Source organism: Flavobacterium sp. 40-81, from assembly GCF_001898245.1.
Lineage (GTDB): Bacteria > Bacteroidota > Bacteroidia > Flavobacteriales > Flavobacteriaceae > Flavobacterium > Flavobacterium inviolabile.
Genome location: NZ_MKTM01000041.1, coordinates 146417 through 165438, shown reverse-complemented (window position 1 = coordinate 165438; position 19022 = coordinate 146417). Strand labels below are relative to the sequence as shown.

The window sequence follows — 19022 nt, the reverse complement described above, 5'->3', positions numbered from 1 at the left end:
GAGATTTTGATCTAAAAAAAGGGGAATGTATTACCATTCCCCTTTTTAGTATTATCTGTACTGTAAACGCTGTATTATTTCTTTTTCGTTTCCGCAGTTTTCTTCGCCGTTTTATACAGCGGTATAAAATAGGAAACGGTATAATTAAATCCGGCACCGAAATTCCCTTCATAGGTTCGGTTAAATCCGGGAATATAAAGGTTGTCGAATCCTTCCGGTTTTTTGTTTGATGCTAAATAGTTCAGTCGGACGCTGAAACCTAAAAACAGGTTGTCAAAGATTTCGGCTTTAACACCGGCAACCACTTCCAGCCAATGTGCCGTCAGACCGTCAAACTTTTGCCCCGGTGTTACTATGGTCTGTCCGAAATATGGATTGGTGTCATAAATAGCATAGGTGTTTAATTCCTGGCTAAAAGTACTCACACTATAACGCACCCCTGCATAGATCATGTTTTCCATATCCAGCCAGTTCTCATAGGCATTAAAATCGAAACCAACTTTAAAATAACTGCCTTTAGTGGTATAATTCAACTGACTTTCGGCTTCTGTACGGTCTTCATTTCCGATTTCGCCGGCAAGAAATATCTTTTTTGACAAACGGTAATCGCCCACAATCTCAAAACCCCGGTAGTCTTTTTGGTAAAAAGAGCGGGCCAGCCTGTTTAAATCGGCTCCCACACGAATACCGTAACGCTCCGTTTTTTTAGGGATGGAATCCTGTGCAAATGATGCCAGTGAGGTCCACACAAAAAGAATACTAAAAATATATTTTAAGGTGTGTCTCATTTGGGTTTTCAATATTAGATTGTACAGTTACGATATTGGAGATCCATTTGTCGGTGTCTCCTTCCGGAATTACCGGATTATTGGGTGCCAGCTTGAACGTGGTTTTATATCCGCAGGCTCTCGATACATACTGGTCGGTTCTGGAATAATTAAAAACCATGTGGTCTTCATTGCTTATAGCGGGATTGGCCGCATTCTGGGTAAAATGATAGGACGTAATATCCTCGGTTGTCTTTAGCGGAATCTTGATCTTATTGGCAGTAGTCAGATACTTTGTATCTTCGTTTCCGGTAGCATTAAAGATTATCGGTTCCGTCATACCATCGGCTATTACTCTCAGGTTGGTAACGCTTTTTAAAACAGTAGGATCGTTTTTATCATAAAATTCAATTACAACGCTCGGTGTCGTTGGTGTTCCATCGGCACAGATATCATCCTTTTCGCAGCTCCAGAAAGCATTTGCGATGATAAAAGCAACTAATAATGTTTTAATTTTTTTCATCAAAAATTGATTAACGTTTTTCCAAAAGTACTACATTTTCCACATGGTGCGTTTGCGGGAACATATCAACCGGACGAACACGGGTAACCGTATACATTTCATCCATTAAAGCCAGGTCACGGGCTTGTGTAGCCGAGTTACAGCTCACGTAAACCACTTTGTCCGGCGCGATTTTTAAAATTTGCTCCACCACATCTTTATGCATACCGTCACGAGGCGGATCGGTGATAATCACATCCGGTTTTCCGTGTGTAGCAATAAAGGTTTCATTGAAAACAACTTTCATATCGCCCACAAAGAAATCACAGTTCGTAATTTCGTTGCGTTTGGCATTTTCCTTAGCATCGGCAATGGCTTCCGGAACGGCTTCCACACCAATTACTTTTCGGGCCTGTCTGGAAACAAACTGTGCAATGGTTCCGGTTCCGGTATATAAATCATATACCAGTTCGTTTCCGGTTAGTCCGGCAAACTCACGGGTAATCTTGTATAGCTCGTATGCCTGATCGGAATTGGTCTGGTAAAAGGACTTCGCATTGATGCTGAATTTTAACCCTTCCATTTCTTCCAGGATATAACCCCTTCCTTTATAAAGGATGATATGCTGGTCGTATAAAGTGTCGTTGGCTTTACTGTTGATCACATACTGTAAAGAAGTAATTTCCGGAAAACGTTCGGCAAGGAAGTTCAACAACAACTCGCGCTGTGCCTGGTCTTCTTCAAAAAACTGTACCAATACCATGATCTCACCCGTCGAAGCGGTACGGATCATCAGCGTACGCAATAGCCCGTCGTGATTTCGGGGATTGAAAAACGGCATGTTGTGCTCGTTGGCAAATTGCCTGATTTCATTACGGATGGCATTGGAAGGATCTTCCTGTAAATGACATTTGCTGATGTCCAGGATTTTATCCCACATTTTCGGAATATGGAAGCCCAAAGCATTCTGATTGCTGTAGTCTTCTTCACTCTGAATCTCTTTTTCCGTTAACCAACGGGAATTGGAAAAGGAGAACTCCATTTTATTACGGTAGAAAAACTGCTTTTCCGAACCTAATATCGGCTCGAAATCGGGTAACTCAATTTTTCCGATTCTTTTCAAATTATTATAAACTTCCTGATTTTTGTAGAACAACTGGCGGTCATAGTTCATATTCTGCCATTTGCAACCACCGCAAGCACCAAAATGCTCACAAACAGGTTCCACACGGTGTTCGGAATATTCGTGAAAGTTTATGGCTTTTCCCTCATAATAGGATTTACGTTTTTTGAATGTCTGTACATCAACAACGTCACCCGGAACAACATTTGGAATAAAAATTACTTTTCCATCGGGAGCTTTCGCAACCGAAACGCCTTTTGCACCTGCATCAAGGACTTTTACTGTATCAAAAACGATTTTGTCTGTTCTTTTTCTTCCCATACGGCAAAAATAAGGATTGTTGTGTTTTGAAAAGTATAAAACTATATTTTTTTATCAAAGGGATTATCTTGTATGAATAAGATTACTTACATTTGAGTGGTAAACCTCCTAATATATTAAGGTATAAAATGAGATTGTATACGCGATTATCTAAGATACCCTTTTTAAGGAAAAGCTATGCCTTGAAATTCCTTTTTATAGCCTTTCTCGGGATTCATATTCCGCTGATTGGTATCGTCGTTTATATTCTTTTCGGTCCTAAAGACATCTCGGTAATAACCGTTTTTAGCGTTACACTAATATTAACCTTACTGGCAACCGGAGCCACCTTATGGATACTGAAAAAACTGGTTACCCCTATAGAAATCGCTTCGAAATCACTTTTGGACTACAGTGAAAAAGGTGTTATTCCGTCATTGCCCACAAAATATACCGATGAAGTAGGGCTGCTGCTAAGCAATCTGCAAATGCGGATTAACGAAAATGAAGATTTGCTGAATGAAAAAAAGGATCTGATTTACCTGCTTTCACACGATCTGAGGAATTTTGCCACCACACCGCAGTTTTTATCAAAGTTTATACTGGAAGAAGAACCTTCGGAGAAAGTCAGGGGCTATGCCGAACTGATCCTGGAATCGACCACCCATCAGTTTGAGTTCCTGGAAAGCTTTATACTATTACTTAAAGAAGAAGAGCTGATTTCCAGATCCACGCTGGAATTACACGAATATGAGCTGGATGAAATTTTACAGCTTGTTGGAAAAGTACTGAATCAGAAACTGGACAACAAAAGAATCCACCTGATCATTAATAATGAAACGGATGCGGTGGCTTTGCTGATAAAAGAAGAATACCTGCAGCGGGTGTTGATAAACCTGGTGGATAATGCCATTAAATTTTCCTATCCGGATTCTGAGATCTATTTAACGGTCATGGAAGAAAACGACAGTGTCGTTTTTGTGATTGTCGACAACGGAATGGGATTTGAACCGGCTAAAAAAGACGAATTGTTTCATAAATTCACCAAACAGGCGCGTGTGGGGACCCAAAAAGAATCATCCACCGGTATCGGACTATATTTGTGCAAAAAAATAATCGAACGCAATGGCGGTACCATTTATGCCGAAAGCTTAGGAATCGATAAAGGTTCCCGTTTTACCTTAATTCTCAAAAAAAGAAGCCAGCATGTATAATCATTTAGTTTTACTCAGAGGGATCAATGTTTCCGGGCAGAAGCTTATCAAAATGGAAGAGCTGCGAAACCACCTCACGGATAATGGTTTTCAGAATGTACAGACCTATATACAGAGTGGTAATGTTTTTGTAACCACTGCCGAAGCCGATCCGAATGTGGTAGAGCAACAGGTGGCAGCGCTGCTGTTGGATAAATACGGTTTTCAGGTTACGGTTGTGGCTATATCGGAAGCCGGATTGAAAAAGGTTTTTACGAATAATCCGTTTTTGGCCGATGCAGCTATCGGATTAAAACAACTGTATGTTGCCTTTTTATCGGAAGTGCCGCAACAAGAAAATGTTGGAAAACTGGATGCCTCTTTCGTACATCCCGATACGTTTACAATGGGCGACCGTGCATTGTATCTATGCTATCACAATAATGCCGGTAATTCCAAAATGACCAATAACTGGATTGAAAACCGGTTAAAAGTAACGGCAACCTCAAGAAACTGGAATACCGTTACCAAACTGGTAGCACTTTTTGAAGCCAGAAAAGGTTAATGCTTCCGGGCTGTTAGCGGATTGTTTAACGTTTTCAGGAAAGCGGTCAGGTCTTTAATCTCTTCTTTCGTTAAATGCAATTCATCCGGTGGCAGGGTCTGATTGTCAACAGTAATGCCAATTCCGGCACCACCGCCCCGGTTATAAAAATCAATTACTTCTTCCAGTGTGTTGTAAACCCCGTTGTGCATATAAGGAAATGTGATCGCTGCATTCCGTACAGTAGGCGTTTTAAAAGCATACTTTTTTAACGGTGCTTTCGTGATCAGGAATTCTCCCATATCCGGATCGATTACAGCGTTTGCCGTAACGTTTCTCGACGGAACACCCAGAACTTCACTTTCTGTTTCATTATAAAAAGGAGGAACGCTTCCGTTGAATAAAGGAAAGAAATGGCAGGTAGCACATTTTGCTTTTCCCATATAAAGATTAAAACCGTTTTTCTCGCTTGCGGTTAAGGTCGCTTTTCCTCTCAGGTAGTTGTCAAATTTAGCATCCAGTTTCGATAAGGAACGAACATAGGACGCTAACGATCTTAAGAGATTCTGCTCGCTGATTTCAGAAGTTTCCGGAAATACTTTTTTAAAACCGGATTGGTAAACCGTACTGTTCTTTACTTTCGCCAGGGCATTGGCAAAACTGCCATGCATTTCATCCTTGTTGTTGATCACATTCCTTGCTTGATCTTCCAGATAGGTAACGCGGCCGTCCAGGAAAAGTACATTCTGGTAAGCCGATTGTAATAAGGTAGGCGTGTTCCGGGAGAGAGAATTGCTTTCCACGGCTTTTGTTTTATGATCGGCATAAGCCTGATCCGGAATATGGCAGCTGGCACAGGAAACTTTATTGTTACCACTTAATATAGGATCAAAAAACAACTGTTTTCCCAGATCTTTCTGGGCATCGGAAGGATTTTTGTTGGATGCCGGGGCAAAGAAGTTGACGTCAAAAGCGCCTTCATCAAAAACGGTAGGATTGTTAAAATTGAGAGCCGTTGGAGTAGGATTGTTCTTGATTTGCAGCTGTTTCTGGATGGTATGGATCTCTTTCGAAACCGGAATACAGTACGTTACAATAAAAGTAGCCCTGTCAAAAAGATTAAAATCTGTGTTTTGGTCAATATAGGCTGTGCTTTTTGCAATAATGCTGTCCAGCTGCGGACTGTTGGTGTACAAGGCCATTATGGCATGAATACTTTGCAGTGTTGCTTTGGTTTCCGGCAACGAATGGAAGGCAACCGGCGAATCGAATCCGGTGATTCCCAGACTCATCATGCGGAGCAGCTGTAATTTCTGGGCTTCAAAAACATTGCTGTCGGTTAGCTCTAAATTGGAAAAATCATCCTTAAGCGACTGAACAATTCCGTTCAGGATCCCGATTTGTTTCTGAAGTTCCGGTTTATTGATGGCGTCTGTAAACAGTTCTTCTTCTACTTTCTGGAAACCGGTGGCTTCTTCTACCTTTCTGCTGGTTTCGTGTACGTCGTTTTTGTCAATCGCCGCCCCGTTTATTGTTTTGGAAGCTTCCGGATAATAGAACGTTACCAGGCTTTCCACGTTTTTATAGCTCAGACGGGCTTTTTTGAATTGCTTTTTTAAGGCGTTAGTGCTGCTGTTTTTGAGTGCCAGGTTTTGAAGTGCTTTTACATCGGTGGCAAAAACAGCATACTGTGTTTTTAAAAAATGCTGTGTTTTTTCGGTGGCAGTGAGCGGTTTCGGCGTCGAATTGTTGCAGGCGGTAAAAAGGAAGAGCAGATTAATAAGAATAAGCAAATTTCTCATAATGGTATAATTGAAATTAGGAATGCAAAACGGGTCTGCATTCCTAATGTTTTTTATATAAAAATTGTAGTGATTATCTTGGTAGGCCTTTAATTAAGATTACCTGACTGCCCTGATTTTCATTCGGACGAACCGTTCCGCCGTCTACACCCTTAAAAGCATCTTTTTTCCAGCTGTGTGTCTGGATGCTTAGCATAAAAGTGTCCGGAATCCCGATAACATCGGAAACATCAACTAAAGCACCGTATTCCCATGAACCCAAAGCCGAGCTGGCACTAAGGTATTTGTTCGTCGGGTCGTTGCGTTTGTGATCCAGTTCGAATACTTCTTTTAACTCACCGGTAGCAATGTTGTACTGATAAATGTAGGCATCGTGGGTCTCATCGCCATAACCGTTTGAATCCTCCTGTAGGTACACAAAGTTTTTAGTAACGCAGATGTTATCCACATTCTGGAATTTTTTCGCTTTTCCCTGTCTGTTGTCACCGTCTAAAACCAAAGTCAGCTGACCTGCTAACGGGTTGTTCTGGTCTAAAACCAATTTGTAAACACGACCGTATTTGGATCTTGAATAATCGGCATTTGCACCGGAATTATCCTGTCCGGTAACGTTGAAATATACTTCACGCTCTTTTCCGGCTTCTTTTCTGTAATCAATATCTTCCACACGTCCGAAAGGAATGGCTTTCAGTGTTTGGGAAAGGATGTTGTTCTGGTCGCCGGTATTTGTTTTGGCATTCGGAACTTCAACAAACTGTACGGCATAAGAGTTGCCTTCGGTCATGTTTCTTTCCACCATATTCTCATCCGTTCTTTTCATAACATATACTTTTCCGTTGTTTAGATCTCCGGTAGTACTTTTGTACATCACGAACTGACCGCCGTAAGTTCCGGAATCGTCATCCCCGATTAAAATAACGGTTTGCCCGGAATAGGCAGTTTTAGGTAACGGAACGGCATTTTCGGAACTCCATCTTCCCAAAGCAGCTAAAGGTCTTGGTGTGCTGTTGTTTGCCTTTGTGTCAAAAGGAGTGATCCCGATGATTTGCGATTCGGCGCCGCTTTCTCCGGCTGTTAAGAATAAAGGTCCGAATCCGTGGATTTCAGGAGTTGCCAGTGACGCAGAACACAATCTGTTTCCGGCACCGTTGGAATTCAATACATACTCTCCGGCTACCGGTTTGAAATGATTGTCGAACGTGATTTTGGAAACGGCAAAGTTATCTTCGTTATTTACCAGGAATGTAAAGGTACCGTCGCTGTTTTTAAATAAACCGGAACCGTCTGCAGAACCTCCGAAAACATAACCGGGAGTGTTGATAAATGTATCTTCACTTGAAAAAAGAGCAAATGTCTGTAAGGAAGGGAAGCCCGGCATGTTTTTAATAAGCGCCGGAGTAATGGAATAATTCTTTAACTCAATAGGGGAAGTGTTGCTGCCCGTATCGTTTGTCGTTTCATCGTCTGAGTTGCACGACAGCATGGCTGTAAGCACGGCAAGGCTCAGGATACTTTTGTTAATTTTCATGTGTTTTTGTTTTTGTGTTAGACCCGGCAAACTTAAACATGCTGTGTTAGCATAAATACATCGAAATATTCTCAAAATGTTACTATTGCTTTTTATGAAGTAAATTTTTGTTAATAAATTGTGAAAGGAGTGTTAGCGGTGGTGCAGGAGGAACCTGCCGGATGATTCTTAAAATAAAAATTTGCTGTCGGCTTTCTTTGTTTTATTTTTGACAACTAAAGTGTTGTTATGAACCGTTTTGACCGTATTACCGCGATTTTAATCCAGCTGCAATCCAGGAAAGTTGTAAAGGCTCAGGATCTTGCCGATAGATTTGATATTAGCTTAAGAACGGTGTACAGGGATATCCGGACACTGGAAGAAGCCGGAGTACCGTTATACGGGGAAGCCGGTGTGGGCTATTCCATTGTGGACGGTTACCGCTTGCCTCCGGTCATGTTCACGCAGGAGGAAGCAATGGCTTTTATAACGGCAGAGAAACTAATGGAAAAACTTTCCGATTCGGCGGTTCAGAACAATTTTCAGTCGGCGATGTATAAAATCAAATCTGTTTTAAGAGGAAGTGAAAAGGAACTGGTTGAAGGTTTGGAGCGTCACATTCATGTCCGGGAAAAGAAAAAGAATAATACGGCACCCGGCAACAGTCTGGATGTGCTGCTGAAAGCCATATCGGAAAAGCGGATCGTAAAAATGACGTACCGGGCTTTCGGAAACGAAGAAAATACGGAAAGGCTGATGGAACCCATCGGAATTTATTATGAAAATGAATACTGGTATACGGTGGGATATTGCCATTACCGGAATGCCTACCGCCATTTCAGAGCCGACAGAATGGTGGATATTTTCCTGACAGAAGAAATATTCCGTATGGAACACGCTTCGCTTCAAAAATACCAGGAACAGAAAAAACAGGATCTCAATTTCAGAAGGGAGCGGGTAATTATAAAAGTCGATAAAAACATTGCCATGTACCTGCAGGAACGAAAACACTATTACGGTTTTGTCAGTGAGGTCATAAAAGGAAATGAAATAGAGATGACTTTTTTAACCGATTCGCTGTATGAAGGCTTTGCCCGCTGGTATATTATGTTTGCCGATTATGCCGAAATCATGGAACCGGCATCGCTGAATGAACGGATTATAGAGCTTGCCGAAAAAATTCTTCAAAAAAAATAATTTCTTAAAAATCTACTGACACACTGTTGTCACAACACGGTTGTTCCTTTGTATTGTTAAACAATAAAAGCAAAACAATCATGAAACTAATCACGTTATTACAAGACGAAATGGCGCAGGAAGCGGCAACAACCAGAAAAATGTTATCCTGTGTGCCAACAGAAAAACTGGACTGGCAGCCACATCCGAAAAGTATGAAAATGAAAGTGCTGGCTGCTCATATAGCCGAACTTCCGGCATGGGTAAACATGGTGCTGAACACCAACGAACTTGATTTTGCGAACAATCCGTATGAATCCCGGGATGTTAAAAATACGGAAGAGCTACTGGCGTTTTTTGAAAAATCCTTAAAAGAAGGAGAGCAGTCGCTGGTAGCAACAGATGAAGAAGAATTCTGGGAAGAATGGACCCTGCGAAACGGCGATCAGATTTACAGTACTTCTTCCAAATATGAAGTAATCCGGATGAGCTACAGCCAGATTGTACACCATCGTGCCCAGCTGGGAGTTTACCTTCGCCTGCTGAATATTCCTATTCCGGGAAGTTACGGACCAAGTGCCGATGAGGTGATGATGTAAACGGACAGCATTTCTATGATATTTCAAACGCTGTTTTAGCAATATTTTTATTTGTTATAAAAAACACAAATAAACGATTGAATTGTTATAATTACACATTAAAGATTCTGTTTTGTGTTACTTTTTTAAAATAGAATTAGTAAATTGCACAACTCTATAGGATGATTTCTCTCCTGAAAAAGAAGGAATGTAAGATATAGCAAACAAACTAAATTGAAAATGTCAGTTATAGAAAAAATGAGTTCAACCGAAGCGATTGCTTTGGAAGATAAACACGGAGCGCACAACTACCACCCGCTTCCGGTAGTGTTAAACAGAGGAGAAGGTGTTTTTGTGTGGGATGTTGAAGGTAAAAAATATTACGATTTTTTATCGGCATATTCTGCGGTTAATCAGGGACACTGCCATCCTAAAATTATCAGTGCCATGACAGAGCAGGCGCAAACGCTGGCGTTAACGTCAAGAGCATTTTATAATGATAAATTAGGTGCTTACGAGAAATTTGTAACCGGTTATTTCGGTTTCGACAAAGTGCTTCCTATGAATACCGGGGCTGAAGCTGTGGAAACGGCTTTGAAGCTAACGAGGAAATGGGCTTATGAGAAAAAAGGAATCGCCGAAAATGAGGCGCAGATAATTGTTTGCGAGAACAATTTTCACGGAAGAACCACTACGATTATCTCTTTTTCGAATGACGAGAACGCCAGAAAGAATTTCGGGCCGTATACGGAAGGATTTATTAAAATTGCTTACGATGACATCACTGCGCTGGAAAACGCTTTAAAATCGACTAAAAACGTTGCTGGCTTCCTTGTAGAACCTATTCAGGGGGAAGCAGGAGTATATGTACCGTCCGAAGGTTACCTTGCAAAAGCAAAAGCATTGTGTGAAGCGCATAATGTATTGTTTATTGCCGATGAGGTTCAGACCGGAATTGCCCGTACAGGTAAACTGCTGGCTGTTGAACATGAAAATGTAAAACCGGATGTGCTGATTTTAGGGAAAGCCCTTTCCGGAGGTGCCTATCCGGTATCGGCAGTATTGGCAAATGATGCGATCATGAGTGTGATCAAACCGGGACAGCACGGATCTACTTTTGGTGGAAACCCGATTGCAGCCGCTGTCGCTATTGCCGCTTTAACGGTAGTGGAAGAAGAACAGCTTGCCGAAAATGCAGCGGTACTTGGAGACCTGTTCCGCGCTAAAATGAATGACTATATTGCCACAAGCAGCATCTGTACTTTAGTAAGAGGAAAAGGGCTGTTGAACGCTATTGTAATTAACGATACGGAAGAAAGTGATACCGCCTGGAACATCTGTTTGGCATTACGCGATAACGGATTATTGGCTAAGCCAACGCATGGAAATATCATTCGCTTTGCACCGCCTTTGGTCATGAATGAAGAGCAGCTGCTGGACTGTGTCCGAATCATTACAGACACTTTAAAACAGTTTGAAAAATAATATAAAGGTCCGCTTAGCGGACCTTTTTTTATGGCTGTATCGGGAATATGGAATAGAATATTGTTGGTGTTGTTTTGAAAAGAACAGGAAGGTGCTGCTGTTTGGAAAATGAGCGCCGGAAGATATTCGGCCGAAAAGAGATGCGGTGTTTGTAAAGTTTCCTATTTTTGAAAAAGTAAACTAATAGCGATGAAAACAATTTTTATAATAGTAATGTTTGGAATGGGAGGCTGGGGACTGTACGAACAAACGCAGCCACATCCCAATGTCTGGATTCAGGTTATAGCCGTGGTTATTTTCTTTTACGGGATGATGCGGCTGATGGCTAAAGTGCCAAGTGAAAATCAGGAAAGAGAAGAAGAGGATGTTTAACATAGGGGACCAGGTTGCCGTGCTCGACGACAACATAAGCGGAGTAGTTGTAGGATTCCAAAAAGAGCAGATTATAGTGGAAACTACCGACGGATTCATGATGACATATTTTGTCAACGAATTGGTTAAAATAAATAATTCCAGTAAATTAGAGGTGTTTAATTCAGGTCAGACTTTAGATGCCGTTTTGAAGGAGAAAGAGCTGCCTAAAAAGCGTTCTTTTGTTAAGGAAAAGCGTTCTAAGAAGGATGATTTTGTACTGGAAATCGATTTGCATATCGAAAAACTGGTGCCGTCAAAAAGAGGAATGTCGAACTATGATATTCTGACATTACAGACGGAAACGGCAAAAAGACAAATTGAATTTGCGATGCGAAACAGGATACCGCGGATCGTTTTTATTCATGGTGTGGGCGAAGGGATCCTGAAAGCAGAACTGGATTTTCTTTTGGGACGATACGACAATATCGTGTTTCAGGATGCCGATTATCAGAAGTACGGATTAGGTGCAACGGAAGTTTATTTCAAGCAAAACGCAAACCGTTAAGCAATAAAAAAGCCCAAACATCATGTTTGGGCTTTTTAGTATAATTAGAATACTTTTGTCTTAGTTTGTCCTGTAGTCACCAAAGGTATATTCCGGATGCAGGAACGACTGACTTCCTTTTTTGTATCGGATATTGGTGAATTTGATATTGTGTTTGTAACCGATTATTGTCGTGTTGTCCACTCCAAAAATAGCAGTGGTCACTATGGTAACGGTACCTTCATTAGCGATCCATTCTTCACTCAGCACGATAGGAGTTGCCGGAGTACCGGAGCAGATTAAATCGGTAGTATAATCGGCAGCAGCACCTCCTGTATAAAGTCGGTATATTGCCCTGTTGGTTCCGTCTAAAGTAATGGTTTGTGTTCCTGCTTCACTCGGATAGGAAGCTGCCGGTAAATCCAATAATAAGGCCTGGTTGCTGCTTTGCAGAAAGATCTTATTATCCGTACAGTTCTTGATGGTCGGATCGGTGAAAGAGAACGAAAGCGTATTAGTGGTCGGGGTATAGGTACCGAAAAGATATTCCTGGAAAGAGATCGTGGAAGCTCCGTTTGAAAACTGTACGTTCTTGAATTTTATCTGGTGGTTATAGCTAACGCTTGTTGCCAATGATGACGCATTTACATTCGGAAGCATGGTTGTTACGATCTCGATTGTACCGCCGGGAAGCACCCGGTATTCTTCCGCTACTACCGGACTTACCGGAGGAATGGTCGAACAAACCGCTGCAGAAGTAACATCGTCACTGTAGGAACGGTATATGATTTCCGATCCGGTTGTGGTAATGGTTATCGGGGTGCCGGCCACAGTTTCCTGGTTCTTGAAATTAGAAGCCGCCACATTGATCAGCATTAGCTGGTTTTTGTTGGTCCTGGTAAGAATGGTCTGGGTGTCCGTACTGTTGCTGCATTTCTGGATGCTGCTGCTACCAAAATCAAAAGTTTCAACAACGATATCGCCATCGTCACATCCGTTCAATAAAAACAGGCATACAAATGCTCCAAATATTTTTTTCATTTTATCATAGAATTTGTAACAAAAGTAACTTTTTTTACATTTACTACTAAGCGGATTGAATCAAATTCAACTTAATTGTTATATTTGAAATCCTAATAACTAACCAACCAAGTTCCTGTATATATGGAAGTATCACCAACTAAGACCAATTATCCGGCTCTTTATACCCTTATTACGGTATTTTTTTTCTGGGGTTTTATAGCGGCTGGAAACAGCATTTTTATTCCCTTTTGTAAAAATTATTTTTCATTAGATCAGTTCCAATCCCAGCTAATTGATTTTGCATTTTATACGGCGTATTACCTGGGCGCTTTGCTCTTATTTATTTTTGGTGCTTCAAAAGGAAAGGATATCGTTGGGAACTGGGGTTATAAAAAGAGTATTGTCTACGGATTATTGTTCTCTGCTTTGGGAGCGGGTGCCATGATAATAGCGGTACAGTGTAATGTCTATCTGGGAATGCTGGTGGGCTTGTTTATCGTTGCGCTGGGCTTTTCATTGCAGCAAACGGCAGCCAACCCTTTTGCCATTTCACTGGGCAACCCGAAAACAGGGGCAAGCAGGGTGAACTTAGGTGGAGGGATTAACTCCTTTGGAACAACTATCGGTCCCATAGTTGTAGGACTGGCTTTATTTGGCACTACAGCGTCAATTACAGACGATCAGATCAAACATCTGGAACTGGACAAGGTAATCGTGCTTTACATCTGTGTAGGGCTTTTATTTTTAGCGGCTGCGGCATTGTTCTATTTTTCCAAAAAGGTTCCGGCTGGTATATCTGACGAACCGATGGAAAAAGCCAACAAAGCGATCCGTACACTGGTTGTCATGACGGTGCTTCTGGCGGTGATGTTTATCCCGGTTTTCAATAGCTACAAAAGTGACGATGCTTTGAAAATTGAATCGTTGGAAAAAGAAATTAAAAACGTAAAATCAAATATTTCGATTGATGATAATGCTGCTCTGGCAGAAAGTGTTATTAAAAACATAGAAACGGAAGCCCATGAATTAAAATCGGCTTTGGAGAAAACCAGAATGTACTGGCTTTCCGGAGCACTGGTTGTGATTGTAGGCGGATTGCTGCTGGCCAAAAGAAATGCCAAAAAAAGCAGTGAAGGCTGGGGCGCGATGCAGTACCCGCAGCTGGTTTTAGGAATGCTGGCCATCTTTACCTATGTGGGTGTCGAAGTGGCTATCGGGAGTAACCTGGGAGAATTGTTAAAACTGCCGGAATTCGGGAAACATCAGTCTTCCGAAATTGCCCCTTATATTTCCATGTATTGGGGAAGCCTAATGATTGGCCGCTGGGCAGGCGCCATCAGCGTTTTTAACCTGAGTAAAAATAAAAAGAATCTGGCGCTCATTGTTGTGCCGTTGCTTGCATTTTCCATTATTATCGGCGTGAATACGCTGGCAGAAAAAGATATGTCGCCGTTGTATTATTATGTGGTTTGCGTATTCGTACAGATTGCCGCTTTCTTTTTGAGTAAAGACAAACCGGCAAGAACCTTAATGATTTTCGGCTGTATCGGATTAGTAGCGATGCTAACCGGATTGCTTACGGAAGGTACGATTGCCATTTATGCTTTCCTGGCAGGAGGATTGGCCTGCAGTATCATGTGGCCGGCCATTTTCAGCCTTTCCATTATGGGATTAGGAAAATATACCGCACAGGGTTCTGCCTTTTTAATCATGATGATTTTAGGAGGAGGGATCATTCCGCCGATCCAGGGAAAACTGGCCGATATTATCGGGATTCACAATTCCTATATTATCCCGGTAATCTGCTTTGCCTACCTGACATTCTTCGCCATCATTGTAAAATCCATTTTGGCGAAACAAAAGATCGACGTGGATTCCATAGAAATTGAAGGTGCCCATTAATAAAGATTAAGAAAAAGATAAAATAAAATTCGGAGCAGGGGAAATTAGTACCTTTGCTCCGAATTTTATTTTCTGATGAAAACAACAAAATACTACCTGGCTGCTTTTGTAGCCTTTTTGATCTGGGGATTCTTCAGTTTAGGATTAAAACCCATTCATCATTACCCGTCGCTTGATATATTATTTTACCGTGTTTTCCTCGGAGTAATTTTAATGACGGTCGTTAATGTGGTGTTTCGCGGTAATGTTGTAAAGCAGAATTGGTCGGACTTTAAAAATATGCTGCCCAACCACAAACGCCAGATATTGTTTCTGACGTTCGGCGGATCGATATTGCTTATGGCGAACTGGTTCTTTTTTATTTTTGTGATGAACCACGTTAGTGTAAAGGCGGCCTCGTTTGCCTATATGGTATGCCCGATCCTAACCACCGTTTTTGCCTATTTTATACTGAAAGAAAAATTGAGTAAGTGGCAGTGGGCGGCGGTAGGAATCAGTGTTTTCAGCTGTGTGTTGTTGTCCTATAATCATTTTATGGATATCTTTTTCAGCCTGATCGTGGCGACTACTTATGCCCTGTATCTGGTGAGCCAGCGAAAAAACAGCGAAATAGACAAATTTCTGTTGCTGAACATTCAGCTGCTGGTAGCGGGAAGCATCATGCTGCCGTTTTACCCGAAATACAGCGGTGCACTGCCAACGGAAGGCTTGTTTTACATTTGCCTGCTCATTATCGTAGTGCTGTTTACCATTATACCATTGTTCTTAAATTTGTATGCGCTCAAAGGAGTAAGTTCCGCAACGGTAGGAATCATGATCTATATCAACCCGATCATCAATTTCCTGCTCGCGATTTTCTATTTTAAAGAACAGGTGAGTCTTTTACAGCTGACCGCCTATTTCTTAATTTTGGTTTCCATCGTGGTTTTTAATGAAAAACTGCTTTTTAAGCGCAATAAAAAACATTTAGAAATTTAGTTATGAAAAAAGTTTATCTGGATAATGCGGCTACTACGGCGGTCAGACCGGAAGTGGTTCAGGAAATGATAAAAGTTTTAGCGGAAGATTACGGGAATCCGTCCTCGACACATAGTTTTGGACGTAGTGCCAAGGTATTGCTGGAAACAGCCCGGAAATCCATTGCAAAACAGCTAAATGCCAATGCGCAGGAAATTATTTTTACGTCCTGCGGAACGGAAGCCGATAACTGGATTATCCGTTCGGCAGTAAGGTATTTGGGAGTAACACGGATTATCACCTCTAAAATAGAACACCATGCAGTTTTGTATGCCGTGGCAGCTGTTCAAAAAGAATATGCTGTTGCGGTGGATTATGTCAGTATTTTGCCGAATGGTGAGATCGATTATACCCATCTGAGCGATTTACTCGCGCAGGATAAAAAAACACTGGTTAGCCTGATGCATGTAAATAACGAAATAGGAACGGTACTTGACCTGGAGCGGACAGGACGCATCTGTAAACAATACGGAGCCTATTTTCATTCCGATACCGTACAGTCGGTAGGGAAAACAACGCTCGATCTGCAAACACTGCCGGTTGATTTTATTGTTGGCAGCGCTCATAAATTCCACGGACCAAAAGGAGCTGGTTTTGCTTTTATCCGGAAAAATACCGGAATTCAGCCTTTGTTTTTTGGCGGGGAACAGGAAAAAGGACTGCGTGCCGGAACGGAAGCTGTTCATCAGATTGCCGGAATGGCAAAAGCCCTGGAGCTTTCGTATGCAAACCTTGAAGCAGAACAACAGCATATCACTGATTTGAAAAACTATCTGATAGCGGCGTTAAAGGAAGCCTTTCCGGAAACCGGAATAAACGGAAGCGAAAAAGGATTTTATAATATTGTGAATGTGCTGCTGCCGTTTTCGGACGATAAAACAGCGATGATACTGTTTAATCTCGATATGAAAGGAATTGCTGTTTCCAGAGGAAGCGCATGCCAATCCGGAAGTATCAAACCTTCTCATGTACTGGCGGAGATTCTTTCTGATGAAGCCATTAAAAAACCGAGCCTTCGCATTTCCTTAGGTCATGACAATACTAAAGAGGATATCGACCTGTTTGTGGAAGCCTTAAAAGCTGTCTGATTTTTGTAATACTATTTTGTGAATTTTTTGCAAAGTATGCTTTAAATAGTATTTTTGCCGAAATTTTGAAAAAATAAAATGAAAAAAGTATTATTTGCAGCAATTGCTGTTTTCGGTCTTGCTTTTAATGCAGGCGCTCAGAGCAAAGGAGATGTTGAATTTGGCGCAAATATCGGCGCGAATTATGCCTATATCGGAGGGAAAGACGGTACTTCGGATGCCCGTTTTAACTGGAATGCCGGTATAGCTGCAGATTACTACTTTTCGGATAGATGGAGTGTTAAAGCCAAATTGATCTATGACAGAAAAGGATGGAATGACGGTTATCTGCTGTTTGGGAATGATGCCTTCGATCCGGTTCATGCAACGGTAATATACAATACCCACTTTAATCTGGACTATTTGACCATTCCGGTAACGGCAAACTGGCATTTTGGAAAGAAAAGAAACTGGTATCTGCATTTTGGACCTTATGTGGGTTTTTTAGTTAACGCAAAAGACACAAGGTTTAAAAACGATGTAAAAGATTTCTTTAAAACAACCGACTTTGGTGCGAATGTCGGTATAGGGGTTAAGATCCCGGTTACCGATAAGCTGAAAATATTTGTTGAATATGATGAGCAGGCCGGTTTGACTGAAATCTATAAAACGAATAAATTCTCTAAAGTAACGAACTCAAGAGGAGCGCTGAATGTGGGTATAAACGTGATTTTAAAATAATAACGACAAACATAATAAAGAAGGCAGTATTGAAAAATACTGCCTTTTTGTTTTTAGGATTCCCGGAAAATATCCGGACGGTGAATCTCCATCCATTTTTCCGGGCTGGCTATAGGTTGCCAACCGAATTTTTTATACAATTCATGAGCATCGGAAGTGAGTAATATCCAACGGCGCAGGCCGGTTAATTCCGGATGGGACATGATGGTTTCCATCAGCCATTTGGAAAGCCCTTGTCCGCGATAGTCTTCCAGTACAAAAACATCGCCCAGATAGGCCATGGTTGAAAAATCGGAAACCACTTTGGCATAACCGATTTGTTTGTCTTTATAATAAATGCCGAAACATAAAGCATTGGCAATGGATTTCCGGATGCGTTCTTTGGGAATGTTTTTACTCCAGTAGGATTGGTTGGCTAAATAATCATGAATAACCTCCAGATCAAGTTTTGATTTGTCGGTTGAAATCGTGAAGTCGCCTTTGGTTGTTGTGATAATGTTCATAGAAAAATGATTGTTCAGTTCAGAGCATGTTGCGGTTTAAATAGCCCATGGCAACAAGCTGTTGTTTGTGCTGTATAAGATAGGTTTGCCGGTCTTTTAACAGGTATAGTTTTGTGGCAATTTTTAAAAGACTTTCATAATGATGGTCGGTTATGATGATGCCTTTCTCTTTTGACTCAGTAAGGATCAGGTTGTTGATGTCTTCAATCAGCATCGGGGATATGCTGGAATAAGGTTCGTCCAGCAAAACAAATTTCGCCTTGCTGAATAAAACCAGCCGTACGTCAAGATAGCGCAATTCTCCTGCCGAAAGTTCCCGGATCTGCTGGTTTTTAATCGTGTTAATCAGCGAATCGTCATAGAAATCTTTTTGTTTTTCAGCGGGAACAAACAGGCGTATCGCTTTGGCTACGCTGAAATAATTGGGGATAAAATGATTTTGCGGTAAAAAAGCAACGAGGTCGTTTTCTTTATAAGGCTCGTTATAAACCTGGTTGTTAATCCGGATAAACTTGTTTTCGGCTTCCAGGGTGCCGAAAAGAATTTGCAATAAAGTGGATTTGCCCGTGCCGTTTCTGCCGAGAATACCAATGATGTCGTTTGTTTCACATTTCAGGTAAATGTCCGAAAGAATAGGTTTGTCATCATAGGATTTTATAATACTATCTGCTTCAAGGCAATATTTCATAGCTCAGTATTTTAAAAATTAGGCAGACAAACAGGTTGGTGATAAAGCAAAAGAGAAAAAGACTGTTCCGGCTGATATGGGTATTGTAATAAAAAAAGTAATCGTTTTTGCGGTAATACTCCTTAAAGATAAAGGCAGCCAGCAGTCCGAAGGTGCAAAAGGACACAAAGAAAGTCCCTAAGCTATTGAATATCCATATCAGCGAA

19 protein-coding genes are annotated in these 19022 nt (G+C 41.3%); 11 read left to right on the top strand and 8 right to left on the bottom strand.

Features of this window, described 5'->3' with window-relative positions; all coding sequences use genetic code 11:
- Nucleotides 1–74 precede the first annotated feature (74 nt).
- The 3 genes from BGO42_RS16455 to rlmD are packed head-to-tail and all read right to left on the bottom strand — an operon-like array spanning nt 75 to nt 2713.
- Complete coding sequence (locus BGO42_RS16455; RefSeq protein WP_273243742.1) at nt 75–788, bottom strand: DUF6048 family protein; 714 nt, start codon at nt 786–788, stop codon at nt 75–77.
- Nucleotides 760–1290: a DUF6452 family protein gene (locus BGO42_RS16450; protein ID WP_273243740.1), complete on the bottom strand. Its 531-nt coding sequence runs from the start codon at nt 1288–1290 to the stop codon at nt 760–762. Before BGO42_RS16450 ends, BGO42_RS16455 begins: the two co-directional genes overlap by 29 nt.
- 10 nt (nt 1291–1300) lie before the next feature.
- Nucleotides 1301–2713: a 23S rRNA (uracil(1939)-C(5))-methyltransferase RlmD gene (rlmD, locus tag BGO42_RS16445; protein WP_273243738.1), complete on the bottom strand. Its 1413-nt coding sequence runs from the start codon at nt 2711–2713 to the stop codon at nt 1301–1303.
- 182 nt (nt 2714–2895) lie between these two features.
- On the opposite strand from rlmD, the gene BGO42_RS16440 reads away from it, so the two are divergent.
- Nucleotides 2896–3906, top strand: a complete 1011-nt coding sequence (locus BGO42_RS16440) for a sensor histidine kinase (protein WP_273243736.1) — start codon at nt 2896–2898, stop codon at nt 3904–3906.
- Nucleotides 3899–4450 carry a DUF1697 domain-containing protein gene (locus tag BGO42_RS16435; protein ID WP_273243734.1) on the top strand — a complete coding sequence of 184 codons (552 nt, stop codon included), beginning with the start codon at nt 3899–3901 and terminating at the stop codon, nt 4448–4450. Before BGO42_RS16440 ends, BGO42_RS16435 begins: the two co-directional genes overlap by 8 nt.
- Here the strand turns inward: BGO42_RS16435 and BGO42_RS16430 are convergent.
- Both BGO42_RS16430 and BGO42_RS16425 read right to left on the bottom strand, forming a co-directional pair.
- The gene (locus BGO42_RS16430) at nt 4447–6231 is read right to left on the bottom strand and encodes a cytochrome c peroxidase (protein ID WP_273243732.1); all 1785 of its coding nucleotides are present in this window, start codon (nt 6229–6231) and stop codon (nt 4447–4449) included. The two genes, BGO42_RS16435 and BGO42_RS16430, sit on opposite strands and share 4 nt — an antisense overlap.
- 73 nt (nt 6232–6304) lie before the next feature.
- The gene (locus BGO42_RS16425) at nt 6305–7759 is read right to left on the bottom strand and encodes an alkaline phosphatase PhoX (protein ID WP_273243730.1); all 1455 of its coding nucleotides are present in this window, start codon (nt 7757–7759) and stop codon (nt 6305–6307) included.
- A 228-nt stretch (nt 7760–7987) separates the two neighbouring features.
- Between BGO42_RS16425 and BGO42_RS16420 the strand changes: the two genes are divergently transcribed.
- The 5 genes from BGO42_RS16420 to BGO42_RS16400 all read left to right on the top strand — a co-directional run bounded on the left by BGO42_RS16420 (nt 7988) and on the right by BGO42_RS16400 (nt 11896).
- On the top strand, nt 7988–8935 hold the full coding sequence (locus tag BGO42_RS16420; RefSeq protein WP_273243728.1) for a helix-turn-helix transcriptional regulator: 948 nt from the start codon (nt 7988–7990) through the stop codon (nt 8933–8935).
- Nucleotides 8936–9015: 80 nt separating this feature from the next.
- Nucleotides 9016–9513, top strand: coding sequence for a DinB family protein (locus tag BGO42_RS16415; RefSeq protein ID WP_273243726.1), 498 nt, complete (start codon nt 9016–9018; stop codon nt 9511–9513).
- Between the two features lie 219 nt (nt 9514–9732).
- Nucleotides 9733–10977 carry an ornithine--oxo-acid transaminase gene (rocD, locus tag BGO42_RS16410; protein WP_273243724.1) on the top strand — a complete coding sequence of 415 codons (1245 nt, stop codon included), beginning with the start codon at nt 9733–9735 and terminating at the stop codon, nt 10975–10977.
- 189 nt (nt 10978–11166) lie between these two features.
- On the top strand, nt 11167–11349 hold the full coding sequence (locus BGO42_RS16405; protein WP_177735673.1) for a hypothetical protein: 183 nt from the start codon (nt 11167–11169) through the stop codon (nt 11347–11349).
- The gene (locus BGO42_RS16400; protein WP_273243722.1) at nt 11342–11896 is read left to right on the top strand and encodes a DUF8465 domain-containing protein; all 555 of its coding nucleotides are present in this window, start codon (nt 11342–11344) and stop codon (nt 11894–11896) included. The genes BGO42_RS16405 and BGO42_RS16400 overlap by 8 nt, the downstream gene beginning before the upstream one ends.
- Nucleotides 11897–11956: 60 nt before the next feature.
- Here the strand turns inward: BGO42_RS16400 and BGO42_RS16395 are convergent, their stop codons facing one another.
- A complete protein-coding gene (locus tag BGO42_RS16395) occupies nt 11957–12916 on the bottom strand; it encodes a hypothetical protein (protein WP_273243721.1) in 960 nt (319 codons plus the stop codon).
- Nucleotides 12917–13039: 123 nt separating this feature from the next.
- On the opposite strand from BGO42_RS16395, the gene BGO42_RS16390 reads away from it, so the two are divergent.
- From BGO42_RS16390 to BGO42_RS16375, 4 genes are all read left to right on the top strand, one after another.
- Nucleotides 13040–14800, top strand: a complete 1761-nt coding sequence (locus BGO42_RS16390; protein ID WP_273243720.1) for an MFS transporter — start codon at nt 13040–13042, stop codon at nt 14798–14800.
- Between the two features lie 75 nt (nt 14801–14875).
- Entirely contained in the window at nt 14876–15778 is a 903-nt protein-coding gene (locus BGO42_RS16385; protein WP_273243718.1) for an EamA family transporter, read from the top strand.
- A gap of 2 nt (nt 15779–15780) precedes the next feature.
- Nucleotides 15781–16905, top strand: coding sequence for a cysteine desulfurase family protein (locus BGO42_RS16380; protein ID WP_273243717.1), 1125 nt, complete (start codon nt 15781–15783; stop codon nt 16903–16905).
- A gap of 78 nt (nt 16906–16983) precedes the next feature.
- Nucleotides 16984–17625 carry a porin family protein gene (locus BGO42_RS16375; protein WP_273243715.1) on the top strand — a complete coding sequence of 214 codons (642 nt, stop codon included), beginning with the start codon at nt 16984–16986 and terminating at the stop codon, nt 17623–17625.
- A gap of 53 nt (nt 17626–17678) precedes the next feature.
- Here BGO42_RS16375 and BGO42_RS16370 read toward each other — a convergent pair whose 3' ends face one another.
- Both BGO42_RS16370 and BGO42_RS16365 read right to left on the bottom strand, forming a co-directional pair.
- Nucleotides 17679–18128, bottom strand: coding sequence for a GNAT family N-acetyltransferase (locus BGO42_RS16370; RefSeq protein ID WP_273243713.1), 450 nt, complete (start codon nt 18126–18128; stop codon nt 17679–17681).
- 19 nt (nt 18129–18147) lie between these two features.
- Nucleotides 18148–18816, bottom strand: a complete 669-nt coding sequence (locus tag BGO42_RS16365; protein WP_273243711.1) for an ATP-binding cassette domain-containing protein — start codon at nt 18814–18816, stop codon at nt 18148–18150.
- Nucleotides 18817–19022: the final 206 nt, after the last annotated feature.